This is a genomic window from uncultured Shimia sp. (assembly GCF_947498095.1).
Taxonomy (GTDB): Bacteria; Pseudomonadota; Alphaproteobacteria; order Rhodobacterales; family Rhodobacteraceae; genus Shimia.
In genome coordinates this window covers 35,672-56,053 of the sequence record NZ_CANMJE010000014.1, presented here as the reverse complement: position 1 = coordinate 56,053, position 20,382 = coordinate 35,672, and the positions used below count along the sequence as shown (strand labels likewise).

The 20,382-nt window shown below is 55.5% G+C and carries 21 protein-coding genes and 1 tRNA gene; 7 read left to right on the top strand and 15 right to left on the bottom strand.

The window, feature by feature from the left end; translation table 11 throughout:
• Nucleotides 1–445: 445 nt before the first annotated feature.
• The 4 genes from Q0932_RS17935 to Q0932_RS17920 all read right to left on the bottom strand — a co-directional run bounded on the left by Q0932_RS17935 (nt 446) and on the right by Q0932_RS17920 (nt 3,747).
• Nucleotides 446–805, bottom strand: coding sequence for a hypothetical protein (locus Q0932_RS17935; protein ID WP_299356170.1), 360 nt, complete (start codon nt 803–805; stop codon nt 446–448).
• 373 nt (nt 806–1,178) lie between these two features.
• Nucleotides 1,179–2,417 carry a serine hydrolase domain-containing protein gene (locus Q0932_RS17930; RefSeq protein ID WP_299356168.1) on the bottom strand — a complete coding sequence of 413 codons (1,239 nt, stop codon included), beginning with the start codon at nt 2,415–2,417 and terminating at the stop codon, nt 1,179–1,181.
• Nucleotides 2,414–2,800, bottom strand: a complete 387-nt coding sequence (locus Q0932_RS17925) for a lysozyme inhibitor LprI family protein (RefSeq protein WP_299356166.1) — start codon at nt 2,798–2,800, stop codon at nt 2,414–2,416. Before Q0932_RS17925 ends, Q0932_RS17930 begins: the two co-directional genes overlap by 4 nt.
• A gap of 470 nt (nt 2,801–3,270) precedes the next feature.
• Nucleotides 3,271–3,747 (bottom strand): hypothetical protein, encoded by a 477-nt coding sequence (locus Q0932_RS17920; protein ID WP_299356164.1) that lies wholly within the window; start codon nt 3,745–3,747, stop codon nt 3,271–3,273.
• A gap of 86 nt (nt 3,748–3,833) precedes the next feature.
• Between Q0932_RS17920 and Q0932_RS17915 the strand changes: the two genes are divergently transcribed.
• The 6 genes from Q0932_RS17915 (at nt 3,834) to Q0932_RS17890 (ending at nt 8,455) form a co-directional block, all read left to right on the top strand.
• Nucleotides 3,834–5,222, top strand: coding sequence for a DNA methyltransferase (locus Q0932_RS17915; protein WP_299356162.1), 1,389 nt, complete (start codon nt 3,834–3,836; stop codon nt 5,220–5,222).
• Nucleotides 5,219–5,590 carry a DUF5681 domain-containing protein gene (locus Q0932_RS17910; RefSeq protein ID WP_299356160.1) on the top strand — a complete coding sequence of 124 codons (372 nt, stop codon included), beginning with the start codon at nt 5,219–5,221 and terminating at the stop codon, nt 5,588–5,590. The genes Q0932_RS17915 and Q0932_RS17910 overlap by 4 nt, the downstream gene beginning before the upstream one ends.
• Nucleotides 5,578–5,976: a DUF5681 domain-containing protein gene (locus Q0932_RS17905; RefSeq protein WP_299356158.1), complete on the top strand. Its 399-nt coding sequence runs from the start codon at nt 5,578–5,580 to the stop codon at nt 5,974–5,976. The genes Q0932_RS17910 and Q0932_RS17905 overlap by 13 nt, the downstream gene beginning before the upstream one ends.
• 135 nt (nt 5,977–6,111) lie before the next feature.
• The gene (locus Q0932_RS17900) at nt 6,112–6,357 is read left to right on the top strand and encodes a DUF3489 domain-containing protein (RefSeq protein ID WP_299356156.1); all 246 of its coding nucleotides are present in this window, start codon (nt 6,112–6,114) and stop codon (nt 6,355–6,357) included.
• Nucleotides 6,354–6,764, top strand: coding sequence for a DUF2924 domain-containing protein (locus Q0932_RS17895; protein ID WP_299356154.1), 411 nt, complete (start codon nt 6,354–6,356; stop codon nt 6,762–6,764). Before Q0932_RS17900 ends, Q0932_RS17895 begins: the two co-directional genes overlap by 4 nt.
• On the top strand, nt 6,716–8,455 hold the full coding sequence (locus Q0932_RS17890; protein ID WP_366141428.1) for a recombinase family protein: 1,740 nt from the start codon (nt 6,716–6,718) through the stop codon (nt 8,453–8,455). The genes Q0932_RS17895 and Q0932_RS17890 overlap by 49 nt, the downstream gene beginning before the upstream one ends.
• Before the next feature lie 351 nt (nt 8,456–8,806).
• Here the strand turns inward: Q0932_RS17890 and Q0932_RS17885 are convergent.
• The 10 genes from Q0932_RS17885 to Q0932_RS17840 all read right to left on the bottom strand — a co-directional run bounded on the left by Q0932_RS17885 (nt 8,807) and on the right by Q0932_RS17840 (nt 18,719).
• Nucleotides 8,807–8,896 (bottom strand) — tRNA-Ser (locus Q0932_RS17885).
• 67 nt (nt 8,897–8,963) lie between these two features.
• Nucleotides 8,964–9,683, bottom strand: a complete 720-nt coding sequence (locus Q0932_RS17880; protein WP_299356150.1) for an alanyl-tRNA editing protein — start codon at nt 9,681–9,683, stop codon at nt 8,964–8,966.
• Complete coding sequence (locus Q0932_RS17875) at nt 9,684–12,125, bottom strand: mechanosensitive ion channel domain-containing protein (RefSeq protein WP_299356148.1); 2,442 nt, start codon at nt 12,123–12,125, stop codon at nt 9,684–9,686.
• Nucleotides 12,126–12,128: 3 nt separating this feature from the next.
• Nucleotides 12,129–13,160, bottom strand: a complete 1,032-nt coding sequence (locus tag Q0932_RS17870; protein ID WP_299356146.1) for a cysteine synthase A — start codon at nt 13,158–13,160, stop codon at nt 12,129–12,131.
• Nucleotides 13,161–13,215: 55 nt separating this feature from the next.
• Entirely contained in the window at nt 13,216–14,340 is a 1,125-nt protein-coding gene (locus tag Q0932_RS17865; RefSeq protein WP_299356144.1) for an NUDIX domain-containing protein, read from the bottom strand.
• 4 nt (nt 14,341–14,344) lie between these two features.
• On the bottom strand, nt 14,345–14,788 hold the full coding sequence (locus Q0932_RS17860; RefSeq protein ID WP_299356142.1) for a TrgA family protein: 444 nt from the start codon (nt 14,786–14,788) through the stop codon (nt 14,345–14,347).
• Nucleotides 14,788–15,996, bottom strand: coding sequence for a cyclopropane-fatty-acyl-phospholipid synthase family protein (locus Q0932_RS17855; protein WP_299356140.1), 1,209 nt, complete (start codon nt 15,994–15,996; stop codon nt 14,788–14,790). Before Q0932_RS17855 ends, Q0932_RS17860 begins: the two co-directional genes overlap by 1 nt.
• A gap of 110 nt (nt 15,997–16,106) precedes the next feature.
• Nucleotides 16,107–17,330 (bottom strand): aminotransferase class V-fold PLP-dependent enzyme, encoded by a 1,224-nt coding sequence (locus Q0932_RS17850; RefSeq protein ID WP_299356138.1) that lies wholly within the window; start codon nt 17,328–17,330, stop codon nt 16,107–16,109.
• A gap of 73 nt (nt 17,331–17,403) precedes the next feature.
• Nucleotides 17,404–18,294 (bottom strand): DMT family transporter, encoded by an 891-nt coding sequence (locus tag Q0932_RS17845; protein WP_299356136.1) that lies wholly within the window; start codon nt 18,292–18,294, stop codon nt 17,404–17,406.
• A 5-nt stretch (nt 18,295–18,299) separates the two neighbouring features.
• On the bottom strand, nt 18,300–18,719 hold the full coding sequence (locus tag Q0932_RS17840; RefSeq protein ID WP_299356134.1) for an HIT family protein: 420 nt from the start codon (nt 18,717–18,719) through the stop codon (nt 18,300–18,302).
• Between the two features lie 147 nt (nt 18,720–18,866).
• On the opposite strand from Q0932_RS17840, the gene Q0932_RS17835 reads away from it, so the two are divergent.
• Nucleotides 18,867–19,265, top strand: a complete 399-nt coding sequence (locus tag Q0932_RS17835) for an SRPBCC domain-containing protein (protein WP_299356132.1) — start codon at nt 18,867–18,869, stop codon at nt 19,263–19,265.
• Nucleotides 19,266–19,327: 62 nt separating this feature from the next.
• Here the strand turns inward: Q0932_RS17835 and acuI are convergent, their stop codons facing one another.
• On the bottom strand, nt 19,328–20,320 hold the full coding sequence (gene acuI / locus Q0932_RS17830; RefSeq protein ID WP_299356130.1) for an acryloyl-CoA reductase: 993 nt from the start codon (nt 20,318–20,320) through the stop codon (nt 19,328–19,330).
• Between the last annotated feature and the right edge of the window lie 62 nt (nt 20,321–20,382).

Below are 20,382 nucleotides of genomic sequence, written 5' to 3'. Positions count from 1 at the left end.
TTAAAGCAGTGCTTCTGGAACGATCAGGTCACACAAGCGTCAAAGGCAATCGACCGAAAACAGCCCGGCGTGAGCAAGCGCCTGTAACCTGTCCACGTGTCGCTGAACAAACCACCACCTATGTCGACCAGGCCGAGGACGTCAGCAAGTCGCGCAGCAGCAATACATCACAGACAGAACTGAACTTCGAGCTATGAAAATCGAACCTGGCCTGACGATCAAGATCGAGCCGAACATCATCCGTTTCTTCTGCAGCCCTCAGCCGCTGAACGACCGTTGGATTCATACAACGTACTGAAATAAGTATCCTCAATCCCTGCACGTGGACCAAAGCGGGGAATGACTAATTCGCTGCATTCGTCGCAAAAAAATAGGTTGCGCAGATACTCTCTTGGGCAACACCCGTCGGTATTTCCGTTCCAGTGAACATGGCGATTCCGAGGATCTAGGACCCAGAGCTTTCCTCATCCCAGACTGCCATGTACGTGACTGGCTGGTCTCCACACAGCGTGTTTTGCTGCCGAAGAGGCCCCACGTCTCCTGAAACCCGGAACACCTGTGCAGCAGGTACATTGCCGGACGCTCCCCAATCACCCGAAGCTGCTTGGTCGACCAAATCGAGATCGAGAACCTGACCCGTCTCGAAAACCATTCGGCTGGTCGACAAAATCACCGGCCCGGTAATCGCCAAGGCCGTTTCGCTATAGGGATTGAAGGCTCTTGGTTCTTCTTCAAGCGGTTGTGATACTGCCGGATTGCCCGAGATCCCCATCAATATGCATGTCATCAATGCCCAGCGGTTCATATTTCTCTCCCAAAACTGCGAAGCCAACGTTCGCTTCGACTAGCGTAGCCCAAATCTTGGGCTCAGGTCCATGCGGACTTCCCGTACTGGTTAGGTCTGGTTCCGCATGTGTCAGTTGCAGGACTGTGGGTTGCGAACGTCGGCTTTGCCCTCTCTCTCAGAATTCGGGCCACGATTGGGGTCTTGAGTGTCAGGTTTCGAGAGGGAGTTTTACTACATTCGGCTGTTAACGCGGACCGGGCTAGCTATACCTGTGACAAGCTTTTTGAAAACGATCGAAATTGCGAGAAGCGTACGCTGATTCCAGGTGAGTAAAGTATGCCATGCGACTAGTAGCGCGCGCATCGCTGGGTATTTGAGCATTCCCGCACATCTAATCTGGTAGTGCCTTTGTCTCCCGAAGGGCATCTGAAATCAGAAATGCACCAAATCCGAGCGCGTTACTCGAAGACGTAGCCCACGCCACAATCGACATGTCTTTGTCGGTGAATGCGGCCACCTCGGATTCAAAGCCAAGGGTTTGACCGCCGTGGCCCCAAAGATTATCACCTTTCATCGCTAGGCCCAGTCCATACCCAGATAGCGCCGGATGGTTAGTCTGAGTCGTCCTCATCATTTCTGACAGAGTTTCCGGTTGCTGGAAGAGTTCACCTGCTACAAGCGCTTCAATAAATGTATGCATGTCGGCGACCGTTGAAATCACGGCGCCAGCTGCCCACCCCTGCGTCATGTTCCAGTCGGTCGTTTCATATTCTTCGCCGTTAAGGAATGCTCGGGGCAGGCCAAATTCGGGCCTCGGAATACCGTTCCAGAGATAGGTGTGATCCATATCGAGAGGTCCAAAGATCCGATTTTCAAACGACTTGCCGATGGGTCTTTCCTCCAAATTCTCGATGACCATCCCAAGAAGCGCGTATCCCGTATTGCTGTAGCTCCAGGACCCTTCTGCACCGGGCTCGAAGTTCGGCTCGCCATGATCCACTACGAAGTTGATCATCTCTGGTGGGTCAAGCGGGCGCAGTAGGGCGTCGCGGCTGGAAGTAGCACCTTCCATAAGTCCCGGCGTGCCGTCGGGAGCATTGTCGGTATAGCTAAAGACTCCGGATGTGTGCTGCGCAAGTTGACGCAACGTTATAGCGTCTCCGTATGGTAACCGTGTCGCGATCTCTGGAAGATGCGCAAACAAAGGATCGTCGATTCTTAGTCGCTCTTCCTCCATGAGTTGCAGCAGGACAACCGCCGTCATCATCTTAGTGTTGCTTCCGATCTGGAATGGCATCGCGCAGTCGATTGGCGTGGCGGTTGCAGGGTCAGAATATCCGGCTGCAGCGATGTACTGCCAATCTCCTGTGCGCACTGAAAGCACGGCGCCCGGTGCTGTACCGAGCGGAGAGTCGAGAGCCTGTGCAAGTACGCCATCCAGAGCTTTCTTTACGTCAGAAGCTGAATTTGAGATTGCAGCGCAAGTACCCATTTGGGTTTGTTGGGCGTGCATTGCGTGTGGCATTGCGAATAATGCAATGCAGATGGCCAGCGAGGACAATGCATTTTGGAAGACGCGGGTCCTATTCATCATCTTCTCTGAAATCCTTCGCATCCATTTGAATGTCATTGCGAGTAGCGCATCAGCGTTTCTGCTCGGTCCCGGCCGAGCTCAATCCTGCAAGAATTGATTGCGATACCTGTCCCAGAGCCACCTCCAAACGTCGCCCCGACAAACTCGCAATGCGCCTCTCGATAAGCCGCCCACGTAGCTTGCCCGGCTTCCAGAGCCAGAGCAGCAACTTCTCGACCCGTTACCGCATCTAGCTCTTCTGCAGCACTCACCGCAAAGCCCAAGTAGATGTCGATTGTTGAATCAACGCGAGCCAGCGTTTCCGCGACGCAGTCACCAATTTCGACCTGACTGCCTCCTCCACACTCGGTCGCAGGATCTGCAGTGACAACGGAGGGCGGGCAGAACAGACAACACAAACCCGCGGCTAGGTTCTTCATGATGCTACTCCTAATGTCCTTGAAATACTGTGACGAATTCTGACGGCATTACCGTACCGATTTCTGGACAAGCTGAATAGCCCTAATCCGGATGTACACCATCACTGCGAACCGGATGAACTCCGGAGTGATCTAGAAGTATCGAAAAGAAGAGCATTTGGTCTTAGCACAGGTTAGATCGGCCCGCCGCGCTGCCTATACATGTTTCTTTCGACAAGGCCGGTGTATGAAACCATCGTCCCGATGGAACCAAGGCCAATCATGCACTAACATTCAAACTGGACCACTCAAGCGGGGTTGATCAGTCGAGCCAATCGTGATTTGCTCCCTTGCTGTGAGCTGCCGCCCGTTTTGTAGCTTCTACCGCCTGGATACTCTCAATCGCTCGAATATGTTTGATTCCATATAGGCGATTTATATGTTTTGAATTTCTTTCTTGCTTTGGGTAGACGGCAGCCCCATCTCATTATTCACCCTAGTTCAGGTTCAGCTTTTGGATTCTGAAAGGCTGGGTGATCCTGATCCATGCTGGCAAGGCGGACACGGCGCACCTTGTGGTATGCCGACTTGATCGTCTCATACTCATCAGGATCAAGTTCAAAATCCTCAACATAATCCCACAACGCTGTGTCGAGATTGACGCCCTGTTTTTGTTGCCTTGCGGCGACCCAATCGAAGATGCTTGCATAGTCATGCGGCGACTTGGCCCCTAGTAGCTTGCACGCCTTTGACCGAATTTCTGGAACCTCAAGTCCGCATGTCAGCGCGATCTCCGCGTCGTAATGGGGGTCAAAGGCGTCAATCTGTTCGAGCAGCTTTTCAAAGTATGAGCGCACCCAATCCGGTAGTTTGTCGAGCTTGGTCGATAACACAGCCCATGCCATGAACGCGTCGCCAACTTCTTCGGTGCCCGAGTTGAGATCATCTGGATCCTGCTCAACTGCCATGCTGTCGATGATTCCTTAGGTTTCCTTCGAGCCACTATTCAACACGAGCGTGGCGACAATGTGGTAGGCACGAAAGGAACTTTACCATGATCACCGAGGCCCCAACGTTAAAAAACGGAGCTTCTGCTCTGGCAATGCCGGAGACATTCCGGTTGAAGATCGAATATCGCAAGATTGATGATCTTCTACCTTATGCGGGCAATGCCCGTACACATACTGACAAACAGATTGCACAAGTTGCAGCGTCGATCCGGCAATTTGGGTTTACCAACCCCGTGCTGATTGACGGCAAGCGCGGCATTGTCGCCGGACACGGCCGCGTCGCTGCGGCCCGTACACTCGGCATTGCCGACGTGCCGACAATCCAACTTTCGCATCTTAGTGATACCGAACGCCGCGCATATATCATTGCCGACAATCGCCTGGCCGAGCTTGCTGGCTGGGATCACGAAATTCTGGCGATTGAATTTCAGGCCTTGTCTGAACTGGATTTGGACTTCGATCTCGAAATCACAGGCTTTGAAACCGCTGAACTGGATTTCCTGCTTGACGGCCCTGATACAGACGAAGCCGATCCCGACGACGATGTCTCTGGCATTGAGATGGGCCCGGCAGTGACAAGACTGGGTGATATCTGGGTGCTTGGCAAACACAGATTGATCTGTGGAGATGCGCAGAACCACGATGTTTACGCGGCCCTTATGGACTCTGATCGCGCCCGCGCTGTGTTCACCGATCCGCCCTATAACGTGAAGATTGATGGCCATGTTTGCGGCTCTGGCGCAATTCAGCACCGCGAGTTCGCCATGGCGTCCGGCGAGATGGATGAAGCCGGTTTCACCGCCTTTCTTGAAAGTGCACTTAGCGAGATGGCAAATGTCAGCGTCAATGGTGCCATCCACTTTGTCTGTATGGATTGGCGCCACATGCCCGAATTGCAGGCCACTGGCGACAAAGTGTATTCAGAGCTGAAGAATCTTGTGGTTTGGAAGAAATCTAACGGTGGCATGGGGACATTCTACCGTTCCCAGCATGAGCTGGTTTTTGTCTATAAAGTTGGCACTGAGCCCCACACCAACACCTTTGGCCTTGGCGACACCGGGCGCTATCGCACCAATGTCTGGGACTATCCTGGCGTGAACAGCTTTGGTGCCAATCAGAAAGACCTGGCGCTGCATCCAACGGTCAAGCCGGTGGCACTGGTGGCTGACGCGATCAAAGATGTCACGAAACGCGGCGAGATCGTACTTGATGGCTTTGGTGGCTCCGGCACAACGCTTCTGGCCGCCGAACGCACTGGCCGCATCGCGCGCCTGATTGAACTCGACCCGCCTTACTGCGACGTCATCTGCCGCCGTTATGAAGCCATCACTGGCCAACGCGCCCATCTCGACGGCACCAACCAGGCCTTTGGAAATGTGGCGATAGATCGTGCCGCTGACATCGCACCGCAATCTGAGGAGGCTGCCGAATGACTGATCGTGAAACTCCAACTTCCGGCTTCATGAACCCGCCGAAACACACGCAGTTTCAAAAGGGCAAATCCGGCAATCCGCGCGGTCGCCCTCGAAAGCGAGATGATCTGAACACGGTTTTAGAGCGGGTGTTAAAGCGCAAGGTCCCGGTCCGGGACGAAGAGCGGAAGGTCCCGATCCGCGACGCCTTGATCTGGAGGCTGCGTGACCTGGCCTTGCAGGGCGACAAACAGGCTTTGTCCCTGCAACGACGGATCATCGAACAGGCCGGCCTCGATCAAACCGATGCCCATGATCCGGAAGCAAAAAAAATAGAATTCCTAAAAGCGCTCGAGAATATGGGGGTTCCTGTGAAATGGGAGAAGTGAATAACTTGCGAACCGAAGACAAAGTTGGATTTTCACCCCCCCCGAAAACCACCCGTTGGAAGAAAGGCCAATCTGGCAATCCCAAGGGCCGGCCAAAGTCAAAGTCAGAGATGGTGCAAGATGCGGCCAAAATCCTGACTCAGCCGATTGAGGCTCGAACACTGGATGGCCGGACGGTCAAACTTGATGGGATTGAGGCCGCTTATCTTGCGCTCTGCAAAAAAGGGTTGAAGGGCCACAAAACGTCTTTGCTCGAAGCGATCCGCATCATGCTGGACGTTGGCCCAGCTGTTCAGGCCGATAAAGAGCGAGAGCAAACAAAAAGGCTGCAGGTCTACGCTCTTTTGCGGAAGATGGGGGTGGATATTCCGGAGGCGTCGGAATAGCCGCGGGGTCGCTCACTCCGCACTGGACTTCCGGGCCGACACGAGCGTCACTGATGCCACGCCCGGCTGCGTCCCCGGGCGCACCTCGGTACCAGGGCCAGCAATCCGCTGGCCCGGCAGATCCGAGGAGCAGATATGCCAACATCCAGAAAAACACCCGCGCGCGAAACAAAAGCCGCAATCCTGCGCCGACTTCTTGCCCGAAAGGCTGGTGCCGACCTTGCCGCCATGCAATCGGCCACCGGCTGGCAGCCACATTCAGTTCGGGCGGGCCTCAGCGGGCTTAGGAAGGCCGGGTACACCATCAAGCGCGCAGATGCCGCCAAACCTGACAATGGGCCCGTCTACCGCATCACCGACGGCCCGGCGGGTGCCCGATGACGCCATTGGTGACAGAACTGGAAGCGATGGACCGGACGGCCCTGATAACCGTCTGGTCAGAGATCTTCGGCACCCCGATCCCAAAGCGGCTTAGCAGCCCGTTTCTACGCCGATTCCTCGGCTTTGAAATTCAGGCGCGACAGTTCGGCGGGCTGCCAAAGGGCTTTGCGGAAAAGCTTGCAAAAGCGACCAATGAAAAGGCTGACACCAAGAGCGCTGCGCTCAAACCGGGCGGACGGCTCATCAGGGAATGGAACGGCGTGACGCATGCCGTCGATGTCGTTGAAGGTGGGTTCATCTGGGACGGTCAGCGCCATTCCTCACTGTCAGCGATCGCCCGTGCGATCACTGGCGCCAGATGGTCCGGGCCTCGGTTCTTCGGGCTCAAGAAATCGGCATCCCGATGACCAAACCACGGATCCGATGTGCAATCTATACCCGCAAATCCTCTGACGAAGGGCTCGATCAGGACTTCAACTCGCTCGACGCGCAACACGAGGCCTGCGGGGCCTACATCGCAAGCCAACGGCATGAAGGTTGGGTTCCTGACAAGACCCGCTATGACGATGGTGGCATCTCCGGAGGCACGCTCGACAGGCCCGCGATGCAGCGCTTGCTTGATGACATTGACGCGGGTCGCATCCAGATGGTGGTGGTTTACAAGATCGACCGCCTGACCCGCTCTCTGGCCGACTTCGCGAAGCTTGTGGAGCGTTTTGACGCGGCGGGGTGTTCGTTCGTTTCTGTAACACAGGCCTTCAACACGGCCTCGTCAATGGGCAGGTTGACGCTCAATGTACTGTTGTCCTTTGCCCAGTTTGAACGAGAGGTCACGGCCGAGCGGATTCGCGACAAGATTGCCGCGTTCAAAAAGAAAGGCCTCTGGATGGGTGGGGTGCCGCCCCTTGGCTACGATCCGCACCCCGATCCGAAAACCAGAGGGCTTGTGGTGAATCAGAACGAGGCGAAAACCGTGGAAGCAATCTTTCAACTCTATGTCCAGCTTGGCTGCCTGAACAAGGTCATGCGCGAGACAACGACAATGAGATTGCGGTCAAAACGGCATCACTTCAAATTGGGGCGGACCCAGGGCGGCAATTCCTTCTCCCGCGGCCAGATCTACGCGCTGCTCCGCAATCCCATTTACATCGGAAAAATCAGACACAAAGCAAATGTCTGGGACGGGCAGCATCAGGCCATCATTGACATTGAGCTTTGGGATCGCGTTCAGTCCAGGTTGCAGGTCGCCAGCGCCCGGCCAAGATCGCAGGTCGGCTCCGTGAGCAGTCCCTCAAAGGGTGGGATTGCACCTTTAACCGGTAAACTCCGGGACGAGACCGGGGACCGATTGACGCCGACACATACCAAGCGTCATGGACGAAGGCTACGCTACTATGTCTCCAATCGCCTGATCTCAGGCGGTACCGATCCGAGTGGCTGGCGCTTGCCCGCAGTGGCACTGGAGCAGGCAGTTGCGAACATCATCGCGCAGCATCTGAGCGATCTTGCTCGCCGTCATCGGATTTGCGTCATGCCAGATCTTCAGATTGGCGACGTGGTTTATACCAAGGCTCAGGATCTGACACAGAGGCTGCGGAAAGGGGCGCCCGGACTTCTCGCAAATCTCACAGCGGGAGGCCAACTGGCCAAAAGGAGCATCATCCTGAACCTGCAAGCGACCGAGTTAGCAAATGAACTTGGCTTGAAACCTGACGAGATCGATCCGTCCGCGCTGCAAATCCAGGCACCCTTCGAACTGCGCCGACGGGGCGTCGAGGGAAAGATCGTCGCTGGCGATCACCAGCCTGAACCGGACAGAACAATGCTGCGTGCGCTGGCCCGCGCGCATATCTGGACAGCGGACCTGCGCCGGGGAAAATCATTGAACGACATCGCCGCCGCAACCAGCCACTCTGAGTCATACGTTCGGACGCGAGCCCAACTCGCTTTCCTCTCGCCTGCGATCCAAAAAACAATTCTCTACGGTCGCCATCCGCCAGAACTGACCCTGGAAAAAATTATCCGCAAACCGATCCCGCTTGACTGGGATATGCAGGCGCGGATTTACGGATTCAGCCGAGATCTAAACTATCCCTGATCTGTGCGCTTCATTCCCTGTTCCCGATGGAAATGTCCCTGTTAATTGTTAAAAAGTTCCCTGTTAATTTGCGTAGGGAAATCACTCGTAACGCATTGATATTTTGTGGTTATTAGCGGGTGTTTTGGATCAAATCAGGCCAATTTTGCAAAATTTCCCTGTTAATTCCCTGTTAGCAGGGAAAATCAGGCCTAACCGAAGCGCGTGATGCTGGCGGCAGAGACGGCCGAGTGATTTGGCCCTGATCAACTGAATCACGAGTGTCTCCCACGCAGATGGCACAGCACAAGCCCCCGTAAAGTCGGGATAAAACAGGGAAATAGCGACTTTGATGACAGAGACTGGGGTGGGTGGCGGAGCGACAGGGATTCGAACCCTGGAGACGGTCTCCCGCCTACACACTTTCCAGGCGTGCGCCTTCGACCACTCGGCCACCGCTCCGTTAGAGCGCTCTTTAGCCCGCATCAGAGGCGACTCGCAAGGGGCAAACCGCGCAAGATCGCAATTCTCAATCGTCGAGCAAAAGATTGACGCGACGGTTCTGGCGACCCTTCTTTTCGATCTTGCCAATGCGGACGCGCCCAATCTCGCCTGTGCGGGCAACATGGGTGCCACCACAGGGTTGCAGATCGACCTGATCGTCCCCCTGCCCGATCCGCACCAAACGGACCTGACCAGCCCCCATCGGCGGCTTGACCGACATGGTTTTTACCAGGCCTGGATTTGCCACGAGCTCTTCATCCGTAATCCAGCTTTCACTGACCACAAGATCCTGTTCGATCAAGGCATTCAAGGCGTCGGTCAAAGCCTCTTTGTCCTCCGGGGCCTCGGGCATGTCAAAGTCCAGTCGCCCCTTTTCAGAGCTGATAGAGCCACCAGTGACAGGCAACGGAACAACCACCGACAACAAATGCAGTGCGGTGTGAATGCGCATGTGGCGATAACGACGGTCCCAATCGAGTGTTTGCGCCACCTCGGCCCCGATCGGTGGCAATGCCGCGGGCTCAGCCGGAACCAGAACCACAGGTTCCTTCTCACCCTTGACTGTGGTGGCAATCTTCAGCGTGGTTTGATCCCAATGGATGGCGCCGCTGTCGCCGGGCTGACCACCACCCGTTGGATAAAACAAGGCGCGATCCAGAACGATCCCGCCTTCGGGCGTATGCGCTGTGACAGTCGCTTGTGTGTCGCGCAAGTAAGCGTCTTCGCGGAACAACAACTCAGTCATTTATCGGTCTCCATCACCGCCGCCGCCGTCACCACTGTCGGGTGCGTCTGGCTGCCCCTTACGCGAGGGCCGCATGGCTTGCGTCGCTTCGCGTAACTCTGCCTCGTTGAGCGGTTCAACTTCGACCTTGTGATCCCGACCGATGGTTTCAGGATTGCGTAGCCAGATATCTTGTTGCGGGAAAGGAATCTCAATTCCAGCATCCATAAAGCGTTTGGTAATCTCGTAATTCATGTCAGACCGCACCGACAAAACCCAATTTACGTCCCTTAGGATGGCGCGGATTTCGAAATCGAGCGAGCTGGCCCCAAACCCCTGGAACACCACATAAGGAGCCGGGGCCGCCAGGACCATAGGATGTGCATTGGCGACATCCAAAAGGATTTGTTCGACAAGACGCGGGTCCGTGCCATAGGCCACGCCAACGGGCACGATCACCCGCCCAACCGTGTTGCCTCGGGTATAGTTTGTCACTGTGCCCGCAACGAGATCACTGTTCGGAACAATGACGTCCGTCCGGTCAAAGGTCTCAACACGCGTAGACCGGACTGAGATGTCGCGCACATAGCCCATCTGGCCGTTGACCTCGATCCAATCCCCTTCAGCGATGGGGCGCTCAATCAAAAGGATGATACCGCTCACAAAGTTAGAGACGATTGTCTGAAGACCAAAACCAATGCCGACCGAGAGTGCCGAGGCAACCAGTGCAATGGATCCGAGATCGATACCAGTGTTGTTCAAGGCAACAATTGCGGCCACGGTGATCCCGACATAGCCCACGCCTGCGACAATGGCGTTTTGCCCGCCCATATCCAAACGTGTGCGCGGCAAGAATGTGTTCCGTAGGAAGGATTGAACCAACCGTGTCAGCGCATAGCCGACCGAGAAGAAAGCAACGAAAATAATAACTTCAGAGGGCGAAATCGTGATTTCACCAACCCTGAAACCAGCGATTGCGCGCTGATACAAGCCTGCTATCTCCTGCGCCCTCATACCCCAAATGAGCAGAAACACTGGGCTTGCGAGAAGAATTGAGGAGGCTGACAACACCAATGGCCAAAGCGTTTTGTCGTCGCTGCCTTCAGGACGGCCATAGGCAAAAAGCCGGTTGTAAAAACGATGCAGAAGCACCAAAAACGCGATCATCTGAACGGTGTAAATCGCCGGAAAAACCAGAGCCTCAGAGGCACGCGTATATCCTGCAGTGGCCAACAGAATTCCGACGATCGCGGCGATCTGAAAGAACCGTGCGACGAAACTAGGGAAGTGGTCGTAATAACGCGCGTCGCCCTGTTGTTTTTCAACGCTCGCGATGGTGCGTTTGCGAAATACATGCGCCACACGCAGCAAAAAGTAGCACGACAAAACGATCAAAGGATACAAGACCACAGATCTTGCCTCGGTGTTCCAACCATCGTAGCCAGCGACCGCACGGACCATCTGATACAACGCGACAACAATGCCAATCCCGTAAAAGGACCGTAGCCCCACTCTACGTTGTCGGGCGTTTAGAATACCGGTTTCCGGCAAGGCTTCAGCTGGATCAAAAATGCGCCGGCCAATCCAAACCGGCACAATAAATGAGAACAGCGCTTGAGGAAGCGTCGAAAGCACTCGGTCACCACGCAGACCTGCCAAATCCGTGGCATAGAAGGCTTCTGATACGAAAAAGATACCGATTAACGGGAACACCAGAAATCCAAGTGATAGCAAGAACGCTGCAATTTCCACCGCAGGGCCTAGTTGTCCCCGTATCACCACCCTCTGAACGCTGGTTGTCCACTTGCCACCCCGGATCAAGAAAGTCAGGCCGATGGCCATAAAGACCACAAAGCGCAGCAGGTTTTGCCCTATTTCCCTCGAGTGGCGCTCATAGGCCCATGCGGTTCTGACCTCGCCGATGACATGCGAGAAGGACATGATTAAGTTGTCAAATCCAGATCTCACACTCGCCAGAGAAATGGGAACGGGCCCCCGTTTCAACAGCTCACTTGTGTACCGATCCCGCAGCAGCGCATCGATCCCCTCGATCAACCGATCCGCCTCAACATTTGAAACCTCAGCCCGAACCGCAGGAACTCGTGCCTGGGACAAGAGCTTTTTCAGGGTATTTCGACCTTCAGTAATCTCGTCGGGTTCGGTAAATCCTTCTTCTGGCTCGGGGCCTAACGCATCAAGACGCGCCTGAAGTGTCGCCTCAGAAATCGTTGATCGGGTTTTGGCTTCGGCGAACCGTGCACTCCAATCGGCAAGCTGATTTCGAAGCTCATCCATCGCTGCACCCGAAGCTCGCCCGGCTTCGATCGCGTTCTCGGCGCGCGTGGCAACCTTGCGCCATTCTTCATAGTCAATTGCGGTGGTCTCGTCCTGCGCCCAAGCTGTTTGTGATCCTGTCGTAAAGGCCAGAACCAACAGAAAGAGCAAAGTGCGCAGGATGAACATGGTTTAGAAGTCCTCGAATACGCCGGGGATACTGCTTGGACCTTCGTTTCCAAGCCACGATGGGCTTGGCAACCCCTTTTCCTTGAGGAAAGCCGGGTTAAACAGTTTTGACTGATAGCGCGTGCCATAGTCACAAAGCACGGTAACGATGGTATGTCCTGGCCCCATCTCGCGCGCCATTTGCATGGCACCGCCGACGTTGACGCCAGAGGACCCACCCAGACACAGACCCTCTTCACTCAAGAGATCAAAGACAATCGGCAAGGCCTCGTCGTCGGGAATCTTATAGCACATATCGGGCGTAAAGCCTTCGAGGTTGGCGGTGATACGCCCCTGCCCGATGCCTTCGGTGATCGAATCTCCACCGTGATCCACGCCAGTATAAAGCTTGAACATGCCCGAGCCACCGGGATCCGACAGCGCCACCTTGACCCCTTTGCTCTGTAGGGCCTCACCGACACCAGCCAGCGTGCCACCCGACCCCACCGCGCAGGTAAAGCCGTCGATCTTACCTTCGGTCTGCGCCCACAATTCTGGCCCAGTGGTTTCCACATGCGCCTGACGGTTCGCAACGTTGTCGAACTGATTGGCCCATATCGCACCATTTGGTTCAGTTTTTGCAATTTCCTCCGCCAAACGACCCGAATATCGAACGTAATTGTTGGGATTTGAATATGGCGCCGCAGGCACCTGAACTAGTTCAGCCCCCGCAAGACGCAGCATATCTTTCTTTTCTTGGCTTTGAGTTTCGGGGATCACGATCACCGTCTTAAAGCCCATCGAGGCGCCAACCAGCGCCAGACCGATGCCGGTATTGCCGGCCGTGCCTTCAACGATGGATCCACCGGGCTTGAGGTCACCGCGTGCAATGGCGTCCCGAATGATGAACAAAGCCGCACGGTCCTTGACCGACTGACCGGGGTTCATGAACTCGGCTTTGCCGTAAATCTCGCAGCCTGTGGCCTCGCTGGCCTTGCGCAAACGGATCAAGGGAGTGTTGCCTACAGCGGCGGCCAAATCAGCGGCAATTCGCATCGCGTTTTCCTTCCAAATTCCTTGATATCCTGTGTAGGACGCACATCAAGGGAACTCAAGCGCCCGCGCGCAACCGTTCACGATGTCGTGCAAGCCACAAAGCCGCCAGAACAAGCGGCGCATTCACCGCCTGCATCTTGTCGACCATGTCCATCAGCTCATCAAAATCAAACAGATAAGACCGGATGTCCTCGGCCTCGGACTCGATACCACTGATGCCGGTCACGTCATCGGGCAAGTCACAGATGCCAAGGTAGATATGATAGTATTCGGTCGTGCAGCCGGGGCTGGCATAGCAATGCGAAACATCGTGCAATTCCCTGAGCGATAACCCCGCTTCTTCCCGGGTTTCTCGATGCGCCGTTTCCTTGGGTGTTTCGCCTGCATCAACACGGCCGGCAATTGGTTCAAGTTGCCAAGGTTTTTCGTCCCCTCTTGCAAAGGGACCGGGGCGGAATTGCTCAATCAACAAGACCCGATCTCGGACCGGATCATAAGGCAGCACAATCGCCGCATCACTGCCCTGAAACACCGCGCGCAGAACCATATTGCTGGCCCCGCCATCATAGCGCCGGAAAGACAGGTCGTATTCGTCGAGAGCAAAGAAATTCACATATCGACGTGAGACTGCGGTGACCGTGACATCCTGGTCAGAAAAACCGCTTGGTGACAGGGCCGGATTGGACTGCCGTGCATTAACCCGCGCTGTCGCCCGCGCCCGTATCATCGGGAACATCGCCGCGACTTGGTCAGCGTTGAGCGTGCCGAGGTAGCTCATGACCTCGATTGCAGCATAGAGGGTCATTTCTCCCCATCGCTGCACCCAATCTTCTAAAACCCAAGGATCTCCAGCCACCCAGACACCTTCTGTCGGAAAATACACCTGACTGGTGCGAGTGCCAGATCCGGCTTCAAGCGTCACATCCCGCAATGTATAGTCAAACCCGCCCTCGTAATAATTGAGCCGCGCGACGTCCTCATCGCTAAGGCCTTCAACCAGAAGACCCTGAGCAACACCGGCCCCTTTGACGATCATCGGAAAGGCCTGATCCTTGGCCCAATGCACCTGATGCCCCGGCAAACTGGCCTGCGTCACATCAAGCGCTTCCGCATCACGACCAAGCACCAGAGACAGAAGCGGCACGTATCGCAACGTGCCGAAAAAAAACAGGGATTTCAAAATGTTATCTCCAGTGCCGATAGGCAAAATCTGTGATGATACCTGAGACAATTGCCCCAACAACCAGGGTCATAATCACCTGAGCATTCAGCAAAAAGGCGCCGTAGAACATGCCTAATTCCAAGATACCTCGTAGCGCTTCCATCGGCTCACTGTAGCGATGGCCAAGCGCCTGAATGATCATTTCGTACGAGCCGAAAACAAACAGCGCCAAAAACACCTGAACTATGACCGAGGTGAGACCGTTGTTGATCGCTTCGGTCAGGCCCCGACCTGCAGCCCGTGCGCCCAGAAACTTCCAGCCGACAAACAAGCCCACGGCAAAGCTGACATAGGTGAAATAGCCAAACCCAGTGCCTTCCGGAAACAACGGCTTGACCATTTCAGCAATAACGGCGCCCAGAATGCCGAGACAAAGAGCGCCAATGAGTTTGGATCCGGTGGGCATTAATTTGGCCTGCGTATTGTAATCTGTGTCACATCGCAGTTTCCGCTGTGAAAGGCGGCAGCGCAAGAGGTGAGATAGAAATTCCACATGCGTTGGAAACGTTCGTCAAACCCCAGCATCTGAACGTCATTCCACTTGGCATTAAACGTGTCGTGCCAGCGCCGCAGAGTTTGGCTGTAGCTTTCGCCAAATTCCACCGAGCGCAGAAACTCCAACCCTGCCCTTTGGACTTCAGTTCGCAAAGCACCGGGGCTGGGCAACATGCCGCCGGGAAAAATGTACTTCTGGATGAAATCAACGCCTTTACGATAGGACTCAAAGCGTTCCTCGGCTAAAGTGATAATCTGCAAAGTCGCCGCTTTGCCCGGTTTCAAGCGATCACGGACATTGTCGAAGTACACCGGCCAGTATTTTTCGCCAACAGCTTCGAACATCTCGATACTCGCGATCCCATCATAGTGGCCGATTTCGTCCCGGTAATCCTGAAGCTTAAACGTCACGCGATCAGATAATCCCGCTCTTTCAATACGTTCTTTGGCAAAGTTAAATTGTTCCTGACTGATTGTCAGGCAGGTGACTTTCAGTCCCCTCTCTCTTGCTGCGTATTCTGCAAACCCTCCCCAGCCGCAGCCGATTTCTAGCACGTGGTCCCCCGGCTCGGCCCCCATCTGATCCACCATCGAGGCATATTTCTGGGTTTGTGCTATCTCAAGGCTTTCTTGCCCCGTGCGAAACAGCGCCGAGGAATAGGTCATCGTGTTATCCAGCCACAACCCATAGAACTCATTACCAAGATCATAGTGGAAACTGATGTTTTTCTTGGCCTGTGCACGCGTGTTCCTATTCATCCAATGGCGCATCCGCTCGTAAACGCGTACAAATGCCATGCCGGGGAATCCGTCATAGAGCACATCATTGTCTGATCTCAGAAAATCCAAAAACGCCTGCAGGTCAGGTGTGCTCCACCAACCTTCGATGTAGGCATCACAAAATCCCAGGTCACCTTCGCGCATCAACCGTGCAAATGTGTCCGCGTTATGGATCCAAAGCTCGGTCACGGGTCCGGGATGCTCCCCCTCGGCACGAAACCGGCGCCCGTCCTCTAAGACAAAGTCCAAGCGACCCCGGTTGATCCGGGTGGCAATGTCAAAAACCCTGGCAAAATAACGCGGCAGGTCGTTTTGCCCCTCTGTGCTGGTCAGGATCATCCGCACTCTCCCCTCGCGACTGATGCTGAAATGCTAATCCAGCCTTTGTCGTTTGAGCAAGAGTTTCATCTGCTGCAAAGCAGCAAGACTTAACAGTCTGAAATCAAACCCTAAAGAACGGATTCCAACGCGGAGAGCAACTTGTCGATTTCGGCTTGCGACGTGTAATGCACAAAGCTGAGACGCAGCACACCTTTGTCAGGGTCGATGCCCTGAGCCTGCAAAGCCCGTACCGCATAAAAGTCGCCACCGCCTGCCATGATCCCGTGTTCGGCAAGGGCCGCGGCCAGCGCCTCTCCGGATTTTTCGCAGGCCAGCGCCACTGTCGGCGCACGGTTTTCGGCCTCTGTTGGTCCCAACAACCGGACAGAATTACGGCTTGCGGCAAAGTCCAACACCGGTTGCAAAAGGCGGTTTTCGTGATCGCGCATCAAATTGTGCACGGCGACACCACGTTCGGTTGGGCCAAAATGCGCAACGCCGTGGTGATCGGCCAACGCCTCGACGTAATCCGCCATGCCCGCACAGGCCGCAATTTGGGCGTGATCCGGCCCAGCAGGTGTAAAACGCTTATAAAGCGAGTCAGCGTTGAAGTAATGCCCTTGGTTCGGCAGTGTCATCCCCAACGCCCGGCGCATCACCATGATGCCTTGGTGCGGACCATAGGTTTTATAACTTGAAAACAGGTAGATGTCCGCCCCCATCGCCCCGACATCCGGCAACCCGTGCGGTGCGTAGCTGACCCCGTCCACGCAAACAAAGGCACCAGCAGCATGGGCACGGGCCGAGATTTCAGCCACAGGGTTGATCTCACCCACGACGTTCGAGCAATGCGGGAAACACACCAGACGCACATCGTCATCCAATAGGTTTTCCAATTTGTCAGTGTCCAGCTTGCCGGTTTCAGGGTCGATCTGCCACTCGCGAACCTCAATGCCTTCGTCGGCCAGGCGTCGCCACGGCCCTGTGTTGGCCTCGTGATCCTGATTGGTAACGATGATGGCATCTCCGGGATTCAGCCATTGGCGAAATGCCTGCGCCAAAACATAGGTATTCTGCGTGGTCGACGGCCCAAAGCTCACCTCATCGGTGTCCACCCCCATGAGTTGGGCAAGACGCGTGCGCGCCTCATCCATCTCAGCGCCCGCCAATTGGGCGGCGGCGTAGGGCGCATAGGGCTGCACTTTGCGTTGGTGATAAAACCGCGTGAGGCGATCAATCACGGGCTTGCAAGTATAAGACCCCCCCGCGTTTTCAAAGAACGCCTGTCCCGCCAATGACGGTTCCTCAAAGGCCGGAAACTGGTCACGGACAAAGTCGATATCAAGCTGCATGAAACCCCTCACTCAGATGCTCGGCAAAAAGGTGCGTCAGGTTATTTTTAAACACAAGTCGAAAGCGCTTTGGTCACACCTTATCGCTTGGCGCCAGCAAGACCTCAACCAAACAGGCCCCGATGATCAGAGCTGCTCCCAGCCATTCAATACCATTCATCCGCTCATGCGGCAGGAACAGGCTGGCGGTGATGGCAGCCACCAAGACTTCGGACATCATCAACAGCCCAACACGCCCCGGAAACAGAAATTTCTGGGCCCAGAACAAGACCATCACGGCCGGAATGATGAACAGGATCGAAATACCAGCCGCAGATGGCAGAGAGGCTGCGATGACCGACAGGTCCGGTGGCACCAACAGCCCGGCGACGGCCCCGAGCAAAAGGCCAAAGAACGCGGTGGAGGCAAACTGAAACACGGTCATGCCGACCAGTGGTACCGCATTGTATTTCTTAATCATCGCGGCCCCCACGGCCCATGCGATACCCGAGAAGAATGCAAAAACATCGCCGATGCCAAGGGGCACCGATGCGCCCCCTCCAGACACCAGCATCAAAAGACCAATAAGCCCGACGCCAATGGCGACCCAACGCAACCATGTTGCCTTTTCTTCCAGCCAGACAATACCGATCAGGGTGGCCCAGACAGGCGTCAGGTAAAACAACAGCGTCGCCCGCATAACCGATGAAAACACCAGTCCCAAACCATAAAGCGCTAACCCCAACCCGGTGATGACGCCAATGGCGGCGGCCTCTCGCATGTGGCCACGATGCGCTGCGAGCTGGAATAACAGAACCACACCCAACAGCAGTGCTGCAGGGGCGTTCAACAGCGCGACGGCCCAGCTGCCGCCTACACCTTGATCCTCAAGAAACCTTAGCGGAATCCAATAGAGCCCCCAAGCCGAAGCGGAAATGAACACCGCAGCCGATGCAAAGCCCGTGGTTGGTGTTCGAACAGGCAAAGGGATCAGCCGGCCAGCGCGGCGCGAATTTTGTCCGCTTGCGTCTTAAGCACCGCGAAATCCGCCATCTGACCCGGTGGGCGTAGCTTGATCCCCTCGTAACGCGGCAAGATATGGAAATGCAGGTGAAAGATTTCCTGCCCTCCGGGGGCCTCGTTAAACTGCTGCAGAGTAATGCCATCCGCGTCAAAGCCGGTCATACAGGCAGCGCTGAGTTTTTGCACCGTGTTCATGCATGCGCTGAGCTGCCCGTGCGATGCATCCAGCATATTGCGACACGGGGTTTTGGGGATCACCAGACAATGACCGTCCGCGCGCGGCATGATATCCATCAACGCATATGTTTCGTCGTCTTCATACAGCCTTTCAGACGGGATTTCTCCACGCAGAATCTTTGCGAAAATGTTGTCGGTGTCGTAGGCCATACGCGCGGCTCCTCAGGTGATCTTTGGCGCAGGTTAGCTCAACACTTCTGCCTCTGACAGAGTATAAATTGCGTCTCGGGTCGGATTTATCGCCTTGGGTTTCGGCGCCAATTTGGGCGAAATCAGGATTGCTGCTACCCTCTCCTTATGGATTTTGAAAAATCATATGTTGTCCCGGCCAAACCCGCGGATGTCTACGCAGCCTGGGTGTCTTCGGACACGGTTATCGCGCCGGCAAAACGCATGTTTGTCGAGCCAGTCATTGGCGGTGCGTACCAGCTGTTTATGACCGGCACGAGCGCCGAACCGGATTGCGAGGGTCGATTTGCTGAGGTTCGACCCAGAGAGCTGCTGCGTTGCAGCTGGCAATGGTCTGGAGATCCGGAAAAAACAGAGATCACTGTCACCTTTCACGATGACGGTTCGGGCACAAAGCTCACGGTGCGTCACCTAGGCTTTGAAACGCAAGAGAGCTTTCAAAACCATGCCGCAGGCTGGGATAGCTATGTCGCCGGCCTGACCGACCTTCTTCATCAAAACCCCTAGATCATAATGCAAAAGGCGGATCACACGGATCCGCCTTTTCGATTTGTCACCGTGAGCTTGGATCAGGCGTTGACGTCAACCAACACGCGGCCCTGCACCTGCCCCTTAAGGATATCGGCGCCCAATTGCGGCAGATCTGACAGGGTCGCCGGGCGGATCATCGCCTCGAGCTTGTCCATTGGCAGATCGCTGGCAATCCGCTGCCAAGCCCGCAGACGGTTGTCATAAGGCTGCATGACCGAGTCGATGCCCAAGAGGTTAACACCTCGCAGCAGGAACGGGATCACAGTTGCCGGAAGCCCTGCCCCCCCGGCAAGTCCGACGGCTGAAACAGACGCACCGTATTTCATCTGCCCCAGAACACGCGCCAGCATGTCGCCACCTACGGCGTCCACACACCCCGCCCAGGTTTCCGCCTCAAGCGGGCGTTTGGTGGTCTCATTCAGTTCTTCGCGTGGCACAATCGTCGTGGCTCCCAGAGATTTCAGGTAATCCCCTGACTCGGGACGCCCTGTGACACCCGCCACCTCATAGCCAAGATTGGCAAGAATGGCGGTTGCAACAGAGCCAACACCGCCGGCGGCCCCGGTCACCAAAACCGGCCCCTGTCCCGGCTTCAGCCCATGATCTTCCAGCGCCATCACCGCCAACATCGAGGTAAAGCCCGCCGTGCCGACAGCCATCGCTTGCTTGGCGCTGACGCCCTCGGGCAGCGGCACCAGCCAATCGGCTTTGACCCGCGCTTTTTGGGCATAGCCACCCCAGTGCATTTCGCCAACGCGCCAGCCGGTCAATACAACCTTGTCGCCCGGCTTGTAGCGATCATCGTCAGAGGCCTCGACGGTTCCGGCAAAATCGATGCCCGGCACATGCGGGTAATTGCGCACAAGACCGCCCCCTTTGGCCGAGAGGCACAGACCGTCTTTGTAGTTTACCGTGGAATACTCAACGGCCACCGTGACATCGCCTTCGGGCAGCGCGTCATCCCCAATTTGCTTAATGTTGGCCGAGGCCAGCCCGTCTTCGTTCTGTTCCATCACCAAAGCGTTGAACATGTTCTTCTCCATTTCACCAAAACCCAAACCGGGCTTCGTATTGCCAAAAATACTCCCGCCGG